The organism is Paenibacillus sp. Aloe-11, from assembly GCF_000245715.1.
In the GTDB taxonomy this organism is placed as follows: Bacteria; Bacillota; Bacilli; order Paenibacillales; family Paenibacillaceae; genus Paenibacillus; species Paenibacillus kribbensis.
The window spans coordinates 644,654-652,962 of record NZ_JH601050.1; the positions used below are offsets into that span (position 1 = coordinate 644,654).

The 8,309-nt window shown below is 48.6% G+C and carries 9 protein-coding genes and 1 pseudogene; 7 read left to right on the plus strand and 3 right to left on the minus strand.

Annotation, left to right across the window (positions count from 1 at the left end; genetic code table 11):
- Positions 1-79 precede the first annotated feature (79 nt).
- Positions 80-322 (plus strand): ferredoxin, encoded by a 243-nt coding sequence (locus tag WG8_RS09065; protein WP_007429833.1) that lies wholly within the window; start codon positions 80-82, stop codon positions 320-322.
- 159 nt (positions 323-481) lie between these two features.
- A pseudogene (locus tag WG8_RS09070) lies at positions 482-1,912 on the plus strand (L,D-transpeptidase).
- A gap of 28 nt (positions 1,913-1,940) precedes the next feature.
- Here the strand turns inward: WG8_RS09070 and WG8_RS27370 are convergent.
- On the minus strand, positions 1,941-2,087 hold the full coding sequence (locus tag WG8_RS27370) for a hypothetical protein (RefSeq protein ID WP_007429837.1): 147 nt from the start codon (positions 2,085-2,087) through the stop codon (positions 1,941-1,943).
- Between the two features lie 219 nt (positions 2,088-2,306).
- Here WG8_RS27370 and WG8_RS09075 point away from each other — a divergent pair, with 219 nt between their 5' ends.
- From WG8_RS09075 to WG8_RS09085, 3 genes are read left to right on the plus strand one after another with little or no spacing between them, the layout of a single operon-like run.
- Positions 2,307-3,401, plus strand: coding sequence for a quinone-dependent dihydroorotate dehydrogenase (locus tag WG8_RS09075; protein WP_043890940.1), 1,095 nt, complete (start codon positions 2,307-2,309; stop codon positions 3,399-3,401).
- A 35-nt stretch (positions 3,402-3,436) separates the two neighbouring features.
- Complete coding sequence (locus WG8_RS09080; protein ID WP_007429839.1) at positions 3,437-4,249, plus strand: GTP pyrophosphokinase; 813 nt, start codon at positions 3,437-3,439, stop codon at positions 4,247-4,249.
- The gene (locus WG8_RS09085) at positions 4,250-4,819 is read left to right on the plus strand and encodes a DUF309 domain-containing protein (RefSeq protein WP_007429840.1); all 570 of its coding nucleotides are present in this window, start codon (positions 4,250-4,252) and stop codon (positions 4,817-4,819) included.
- An 86-nt stretch (positions 4,820-4,905) separates the two neighbouring features.
- Here WG8_RS09085 and WG8_RS09090 read toward each other — a convergent pair whose 3' ends face one another.
- On the minus strand, positions 4,906-5,433 hold the full coding sequence (locus WG8_RS09090; protein ID WP_007429841.1) for a thioredoxin family protein: 528 nt from the start codon (positions 5,431-5,433) through the stop codon (positions 4,906-4,908).
- A gap of 163 nt (positions 5,434-5,596) precedes the next feature.
- Between WG8_RS09090 and WG8_RS09095 the strand changes: the two genes are divergently transcribed.
- Positions 5,597-7,198: an RsmB/NOP family class I SAM-dependent RNA methyltransferase gene (locus tag WG8_RS09095; RefSeq protein ID WP_007429842.1), complete on the plus strand. Its 1,602-nt coding sequence runs from the start codon at positions 5,597-5,599 to the stop codon at positions 7,196-7,198.
- On the plus strand, positions 7,195-7,980 hold the full coding sequence (locus tag WG8_RS09100) for a pseudouridine synthase (RefSeq protein WP_007429843.1): 786 nt from the start codon (positions 7,195-7,197) through the stop codon (positions 7,978-7,980). The genes WG8_RS09095 and WG8_RS09100 overlap by 4 nt, the downstream gene beginning before the upstream one ends.
- 99 nt (positions 7,981-8,079) lie before the next feature.
- Here WG8_RS09100 and WG8_RS28215 read toward each other — a convergent pair.
- The coding region (locus WG8_RS28215; RefSeq protein ID WP_007429844.1) for a GGDEF domain-containing protein at positions 8,080-8,309 on the minus strand (230 nt) is incomplete at its 5' end.

The window sequence follows — 8,309 nt, forward strand, 5'->3', positions numbered from 1 at the left end:
ATAATTTTTCGTTTGTATTAATATGTGAATAGAATGCAAAAGCTGGTTTGTTTGATTGTATAGGAGGAAGAGAATAGTTATGGCTAAATACACTTGGGTAGAAAAAGATACATGCATTGCTTGTGGAGCTTGTGGCGCTACAGCACCAGACATTTATGATTATGATGATGAAGGTTTGGCTGAAGTCATCTTTGAGGGAGATGCAAACCAAGGCATCAAGGCGATCTCAGAAGACCTGTATGATGATATGCAGGATGCTTGTGATGGTTGCCCTACAGATTCTATCAAAGTTGCGGACGAGCCGTTCAACAAAGAAGGTTAAGTGTAGGCTTCTTGGATGGACACAGCATCGACAGCTTCCTTCGCCGTATAACGGTGAAGGTATGCTGTCGATGCTGTTTTTTTTATGCTGTCCATCTGGCCCACTTCGACCGATATACATAATAGGAAGTATGCAAGATTACACGATCAGGAGGATCCGATGGACCATTCGCCTCATCTTAAATCGTATGTAAAAAAGCATCCTGATAATAAAATGGCCTGGTATTTACTCGGTAAGGAGTATGAGAGCAGCGGTCAGGAGGGCAAAGCAAATTATTGCTTCAATCGCGCGGGGGAAGTGTTTGAAGCCTTCGAGCATAAACAGATTCCGGCAGACGTATGGATGGAATATCAGGATAAACTGGTTCAGATGTCCAAGGAGAAGGAGCGACGAACAGCCCGAGCACGCCATCTGCTAACTGCCCTCATGGTACTCTTGCTCATATGGGTGCCCTCAGCCAATGCGCCGAAGCATTCAAATGAGAACGCATCCGTGTCACCCGGAACCGAGCGCACAGCAGTCGATAACGTGAAAGCTGCAGAAATACCGGATGTTGATCCAAAGGAGACAGCTCAGCTCGGTGGGACTAATGCTGGTGGCGTGTTTACGGCTCAAGGTCGAAAAGGGAGCGGAGCTGAAACGGCGCTTGCTGATATGCTGACAAAGACGGATCGCCTGCCCTCCAAAACCACCGTGCTGGGCATGGAGCAAAGCGGCTCATGGTTACTTTGGAGAGATGGAATGCAGCCATTACTCAGTGTGCAAAACAGAGGGAATGGTGGATTAGCTGTTCAGTCTTATGACGCTGCTGCGTGTGCTTGCAAGCCGTCGGACAGGGAGAATCTTCGCAAAGCAGGTCTGGAATGGGCTGCTGGCCAGGAGGAACTGGCTGTGCTGAATAGCTCCATGCGTGCTTTTCGTTCGCAGCATCAACGTCTTCCCCGGAGCCTTGATGAGCTGACCCGAAATTTTCCTGATAACATGATGTACGGTACGACAGAGGAGATGAAGAAGGCTTTTATCAACAGGCTGGCTCGTCGGCTGAAAGCAGTCCTTTACTGGCATCGTCGCTGCATGGACGGCCTTTTCTGGGGCAGCCGCTGCGAATTGTGGTAGACAAATCCAGGCACAGGCTCGGACTGTTGAGTGGCAATGTGCTCATCCGGAATTATTCAGTGGGATTGGGTGGAGAAAAAACGCCGGAAGGGAAATTTGTTCCGGAATTATTCAGTGGGATTGGGTGGAGAAAAAACGCCGGAAGGGAAATTTGTAATTACCGATAAAGTAGTGAATCCAAACGGTAAATCCAATGGTGAGTTCGGTAGCCGTGGAATGCAGCTGTCTGCAACGAATTATGCCATCCATGGCACCAACGAGCCAGACAGCATCGGGAAAAATGAGTCGTTGGGCTGCGTCCGCATGGGCAAGAGGGATGTGGAGGAATTGTTTGCTCTTGTGCCTTCAGGTACGGAGGTAGTCATTGGTACTGGGGGATTGCCTGATCAAGTGCTTGTGCCTGATTCCCGATTTACGAGCGAGTCGAAGCACGATCAGACGAATCCCCGCAAAACCTACCACTGGCTGAATTAACCTTTTCGATGCAAGAGCTACTTGTTGTTTAACGGGTTCCCGCTTGTGCTAAAACAATGACCAGGACGATCACAACGATGAGGAGAACAAAGCTGACGGCGGTCCATACAATCGCCTTCTTGTTCACCTCGTCCTTTTTCTTTTGCAGACTGGGCGGCTTGCGCTTGGTCTTCATATCAGCAATCCCTCTTTTCTGACGGGCTAAAACCCTGTCTTACTATGTCCATTGTAAATGGTTTGATTATACATTTTCAATGACATCTCTATGACAACTGAATGGTTCTGCTGCCATACCTCGCAAATTACTTTCTTTTTGGTATGGAAAAAGCTAAACTATTTTGTAAAGATGTTTTTTTAGGAATGTGCAAGGGCATAGAACGGAGTGGATGATAACGTGTTGTATCGAAGGATTGCAAAACCTGTTTTTTTCAAAATGAGTCCGGAAACGGCCCATCATGTAGTCATTGGTGGCTTAAAGTACGCGGGGGCGCTTCCCGGCGGAGCAGCAACGCTGCGAGGCATGTACGGAGTCAAGGAAACGGAGGACCTTGCCGTTGATCTGTTCGGCCTTCATTTTCCCAACCCGATTGGACTGGCTGCGGGATTGGATAAAAATGCGGAAGCGGTTGCCGGCTTTTCCTCGATTGGGTTTGGATTTATGGAAGTAGGTACGGTGACACCTGTCGGACAGCCCGGAAATGATCGGCCCCGTTTGTTCCGGTTGCCTCCCGATGAGGCATTGGTCAATCGGATGGGCTTTAACAATCTGGGAGCGGAGAGTATGGCCGAACGATTGGCTGCACTCAAACATCGGCCCGTTCCGGTCGCTGTTAATATTGGCAAAAACAAAACCACGCCCAATGAGGATGCGCATAAGGATTATGAAAAGTGTATATCCGCGCTATATCCGTATGCGGCCTTCTTTGTAGTGAATATTAGCTCCCCGAATACACCGGATTTGCGTAAGCTCCAGCATGGCAGTGAACTGAAATCATTGCTGGAAGCGGTTCGGGCAGAGATGGGCGTGCAGGCGGCCAAGTATGGCGAAACCAAGTCTGTGCTGGTTAAAATAGCGCCAGACGTATCAGATGAGGAACTGGAATATATGACGGATGCGATTGCTGCCAGTGGAGTGGACGGTATTATTGCGACCAATACAACAATATCCAGGGCTGGTCTGACACACCGAAATGCGAGCGAAACGGGAGGACTGAGCGGCAAGCCGCTGCGTGACCGTTCTACAGAGGTTATCGGGCGGGTATACCGCCAGACGGAGGGGAAGCTGCCTATTATCGGATCGGGCGGTATTTTCACCAGCCGTGATGCCTATGACAAAATTAAAGCAGGCGCGAGCCTGATTGAAATTTATACAGCATTGATCTACGAGGGACCGGAAGTCAACCGGGCTTTACACGCCGGTCTGCGTGAACTGCTTCGAAAGGACGGCTTTAGACGCATAACCGAGGCTGTTGGTGCAGATCACAGATAAAAAATGTGGTGTCGGAAGAGACAGGAGGTACGGGGATGGACGGAAGAGACTGGGGAACATTTTTGCTGCCATACGATCAGGCGGTGGAGGAGCTTAAGGTCAAGTTCAAAACAATGCGTGCGGAGCTGAAGAAGCGCGAGGAATACGCTCCTATCGAATTCGTAACCGGACGGGTTAAAAAAATATCAAGCATCCTCGATAAAGCGAAAAGATTGCAGGTTTCTCCTGATCAGCTGGAGACGGGAATCGAGGATATTGCGGGCATCCGTATTATGTGTCAATTCGTTGAGGATATTCGGCGGGTAGCCGAGTACATTCGAGGGCGCAAGGATTTGACTGTTCTATATGAAAAGGACTATATCACCAACTATAAAGATAGTGGCTATCGCAGCTTTCATATGATTGTGGAATATCCGGTGCAAACGGCGCTGGGATTGAAAATTGTGCTGGCGGAAATTCAGATCCGTACATTGGCTATGAATTTCTGGGCCACCATCGAGCACTCACTCAGCTATAAGTATCGTGAAAGCTTGCCGGATGAAATGCGGGCACGGTTGAAAAAGGCCGCTGAAGCAGCCTTTGTATTGGATAATGAGATGTCTTCCATTCGCCTTGAAATATTAGAAGCACAGAAAAAATTTGAGGATGAAGCAAATATCGTTTCCAAAGTGCTGACAGGTATGCATCGCTTGTATTTTTACCATAAGATTAGCGAAACGATTGATGCACAGCGCAGGTTTAATGAGCTGTGGGAGCAACACGATATGGAAGGAATCAAGCAGCTTCACGATGAAGTCAAGCAGATGCTGGAATCCTCAACCAAGGAAGAAGACAGGGATGAACAATGAATGGTGAACCTTTCCTATGAACCGTTGTACGTGACATACTTGGTATACTTCAATCGGGATCGGGATTATTTTGAATGTCATGAGGTACTGGAAGAGCTGTGGCTTAAGCTGGACCGTGACCCTGTATATAAAGGTTTACTGCAAATAGCTGTTGGGCTGTTTCATTTTCGCAATGGGAACTATCGTGGTGGGCATATGATGCTGGACAGTGCGGTACACAGGCTGGAACATGCTCCACCGCAGGCGCTGGGCATTAATATGGCGAAGCTGGTGGACGAAGCACGTGTTTGTGCCCGTCAGCTAGCCGAATTTGTTGCCGCTGTCAAGGAAGACCTTCAACATCGGCCACCAGTTTATAGGGATCTGACGATTGAAATCGTCGAGACCGCGTTACGGCAGGCCGTAGAGAATGCATCGGCGCTCATTCCCGCCAATATCCCGCAGCAGCGAAGCCCGCAGCGTGGGGAAAAGCATAAGCAGCGTCAGCAGGCGCTGGAAGCTTCAATCAGGCGCAGACTGGGCGCTGACGACTCCTGCATAGCCTCGCCCGAAACGAAGGACGCGACGTAATTCGAAGCGCATCATAAAAAGCAAGCAGCCCGATCCATTTTGAGGGGATCGGGCTACTTTATCGTTCCAGAATATGCGAACGTCCTCTAGGAGGTCACGTTCTTTTTATATTTTTCAAAAAAAGTTTTGAAATCATCTAATGTAAAGCCGTTGTCGGAAGGGTTTTCCTTCAAGCCGCCGACCATGCGATCTTTTTCAACGCCTTTTTCATAATAAACGAGCGTTGGGGTATATTCAATGTTGTACTTGTCCCAGCCGTCTTCATACTCACGCAGATTAAACTCGTGCATCGTAATGTTCTCCTGCTTGCTCAAAGGCATCAGTTGGGGAGTAGTGGCGCGGCAATGAACACAGTCGGAGGCAAAATGATATACGAAAAAGCTTTCTTTATTATCAATTTTGCTTTGCAGATCTTCTGGCTTAATAATCTGCTGATAGTTCGGATCATTCAGCAGTTCTTGAGTGGCTGGCTTTAAAGAAGCTGTGGGCACGCCATACAGCTCGTTTTTAGAACCTGAATTTAAAGCAAGCAGCACTCCAATCAAAATGGCCAGCACAACAAAAAAGCCGATGACAGGTATAAGCTTTTTTTTGTTGGATTTTTGGGCGTTCAATATAATCTCTCCTATCAAAATTCAAATTATGTAGCTAAGAATCTCATTATTATACAACATTACAGCGTGTAGTGAAAGTTTGTAAAACACAGAAATATTGCGGCATAACGGATTGATTATGGTACAATAAATTTTATTTTAACAGGACAGGATGATTACGATTATGGGTGTACAGCTTCCTACAGCATTTGTGAAGCGCATGGAGCAACTGCTCGGTGACGAATTTGAAGCTTTTATGGCTGCTTATGAGCATACGCCACATGCGGGAATACGAGTCAATACATTAAAAATTCCGGTGGAGGCGTTTAAGGCGATTTCGCCATTTGAGCTGCGTCCGATACCGTGGTGTAGTACAGGTTTTTACATTCCGCACGGTACGAAGCCCGGGTTGCATCCTTACTACCATGCGGGGCTGTATTATGTGCAGGAACCCAGTGCAATGTCTCCGGTAGAGCTGCTAAATGTAGCTGTGGATGAGACTGTATTGGACCTGTGCGCTGCACCGGGGGGGAAATCGACTCAAATAGCCGCCAAGCTGCAAGGAAGCGGTGTATTGGTAACGAATGATATTAGCGCGGAACGAACCAAAGCGTTGGCTAAAAATGTGGAATTATACGGTGTGCGTAATGCCGTGGTATTGAATGAAAGCCCGGACCGGATCGCCGAGGCCTTTCCTCATTTTTTTGACAAGATTTTAATTGATGCGCCTTGCTCGGGAGAAGGCATGTTCCGCAAGGATGAGGACATGGCGAAGCAATGGGAAACGCACTCTGTGGAAAAATGTGTGGTCATGCAACGAGACATTTTGCGCGTAGCGGCTTCGATGTTGAGCGACGGGGGAAGGATTGTTTATTCGACCTGTACCTTTGCACCGGAGGAAAATGAGGGGATGATTGCAGAGTTTCTGGCGGCTCACCCTGATTTTGAGGTTATTCCTGTTCCTTCAGGAGCAGGCTTTGCACCAGGACATCCGGAATGGGTGAGTGAAACGGTTGCGTCAGCCCACCCTGAGCTGCGTGGGACGGCACGCCTCTGGCCGCATCTTGTAGAGGGCGAGGGGCATTTTATCGCTGTATTGCAGCATCAGGGCAGTCGTGCCGCTGTGGCAGAAAAGGCTTTGAATATGGATGCAGAACGGCCACGTAGGGAACAGCATTTGTCTGTCGAGGAATCGCTGACTCGAAACGTACAGAGCAGGTATGCCAGTGGAGAAGCTAAACGAAATAAAAAAGGAATGGATGGGAAGCCAGGTAAAGGAGCGTCCGGACGCGGCTTTGAGGGTAGCAAGTCCCGTTCTGGCAAAGAGGCTGTAAAGGCTGCGCGCACATCACATGATGTAATGGAGTCCTATCACCAGTTTGTACAAGAGCAGCTTGAGATATCGTTTGCAGGCTACACGGTCGTCTATGGAGATCGCATCTATCAGTCGCCGCTGGCCTCACATCGTCTGAACGGCCTTAAAGTAGTGCGTCCAGGCTGGTTTATAGGAACTGACAAGAATGGTCGATTTGTCCCTTCACACCCGCTCGCGGTAGCTTTGCGTCCGTCTGAGGCGGTTAGAAGCATAAACCTCTCCAGTTCAGATGCTGAAGCGATCCGTTATTTGAAGGGTGAAACCTTATCCATCCCGGTTCAGCGAATCACATTGAAGAACGACGCACAGCCCAAAGGCTACGTTCTCATATGTATTGATGGATATACAGCCGGATGGGGAAAGTGGCAGGACGGTATGCTCAAAAATGAATATCCAACAGGCTGGAGATGAGTGAAAAGGGCAGACAAACGCAGCGTTTGGACAAAGTTTTAACCCATATGGGATATGGTTCGCGCAGTGATATCAAGAGACAGGTGAAGCAAGGGATCATTACGGTGAACGGTCGAACCATCAAGGATAGCGGCTTGCAGGTTCATCCGTACAACGATCAGATCGAAGTGAACGGGGAACGTGTTGTTTTTCGGGAGTATATTTATATTATGTTGCACAAGCCGCCTGGTGTAATTTCTGCAACCGAGGATACGCGTGAACGGACGGTGCTGGATTTGCTGAGTGCGGAGGAACGACATTTTGAGCCTTTTCCAGTAGGGCGATTGGATAAAGATACAGAAGGGCTCTTGTTGTTGACCAACGACGGCAAGCTGGCGCATGAACTACTGTCTCCACGACGTCATGTCCCCAAAACGTATGAAGCTACCGTATCGGGTCATGTCACGGAAGAGGATATTCATCAGTTTGCTGCTGGAGTGGAGCTGGATGACGGCTATGTTACCCTTCCCGCTCAGCTCACCATTCTTCGGCATGAACATCTGCAGCAGGCGGATAAAGAAGTCATTTCCTATATTTCGCTTGTGATCCATGAAGGGAAATTTCATCAGGTGAAGCGTATGTTCGAGGCGGTTGGTAAAAAGGTGACCTATCTTAAAAGAACGGCCATGGGCCCGTTAACGCTGGACGAACAGCTGCCGCTGGGCAGCTATCGTGAGCTGACCCACGAGGAGCTGGCATGGATCGGGCGGGATTTGGCATCTGCAACCTCGGAGACTTCATGAGAGACTTCATGAGGATATGCAATAAAATGACGCACAGGCTCATATTAGAGTTCACTGTGCGTCGTTTTATATCGTATAGATACGGATGACGGCTACAAATTATTGTGCCTTTGCTGTTCGGCTTTTTTTCACTTCTGTTGCTTTATAAGCTGTAACCTTGTTTTTACCTGTCGTTTTGGATATGTACATCGCCTGATCCGCCTGCTTGACCAGTTCATCCGGGTCCATTTCCTTTTTGACTGTACTATGGCCGACACTGATGGTCACGATGCTTTCCTCGGCGACCCGCTTGCGAATGCGTTCTGCGACATGTTCGACCTTGGCTCGTC

Bases quoted from the DNA above. Each gene is read 5' to 3' on its own strand.
- WG8_RS09065 (WP_007429833.1), top strand. From the start codon at position 80: ATGGCTAAATACACTTGGGTAGAAAAAGATACATGCATTGCTTGTGGA.
- WG8_RS27370 (WP_007429837.1), bottom strand. From the start codon at position 2,087: ATGAAGACCAAGCGCAAGCCGCCCAGTCTGCAAAAGAAAAAGGACGAG.
- WG8_RS09080 (WP_007429839.1), top strand. From the start codon at position 3,437: ATGGACGGAAGAGACTGGGGAACATTTTTGCTGCCATACGATCAGGCG.
- WG8_RS09085 (WP_007429840.1), top strand. From the start codon at position 4,250: ATGGTGAACCTTTCCTATGAACCGTTGTACGTGACATACTTGGTATAC.
- WG8_RS09095 (WP_007429842.1), top strand. From the start codon at position 5,597: ATGGGTGTACAGCTTCCTACAGCATTTGTGAAGCGCATGGAGCAACTG.
- WG8_RS09100 (WP_007429843.1), top strand. From the start codon at position 7,195: ATGAGTGAAAAGGGCAGACAAACGCAGCGTTTGGACAAAGTTTTAACC.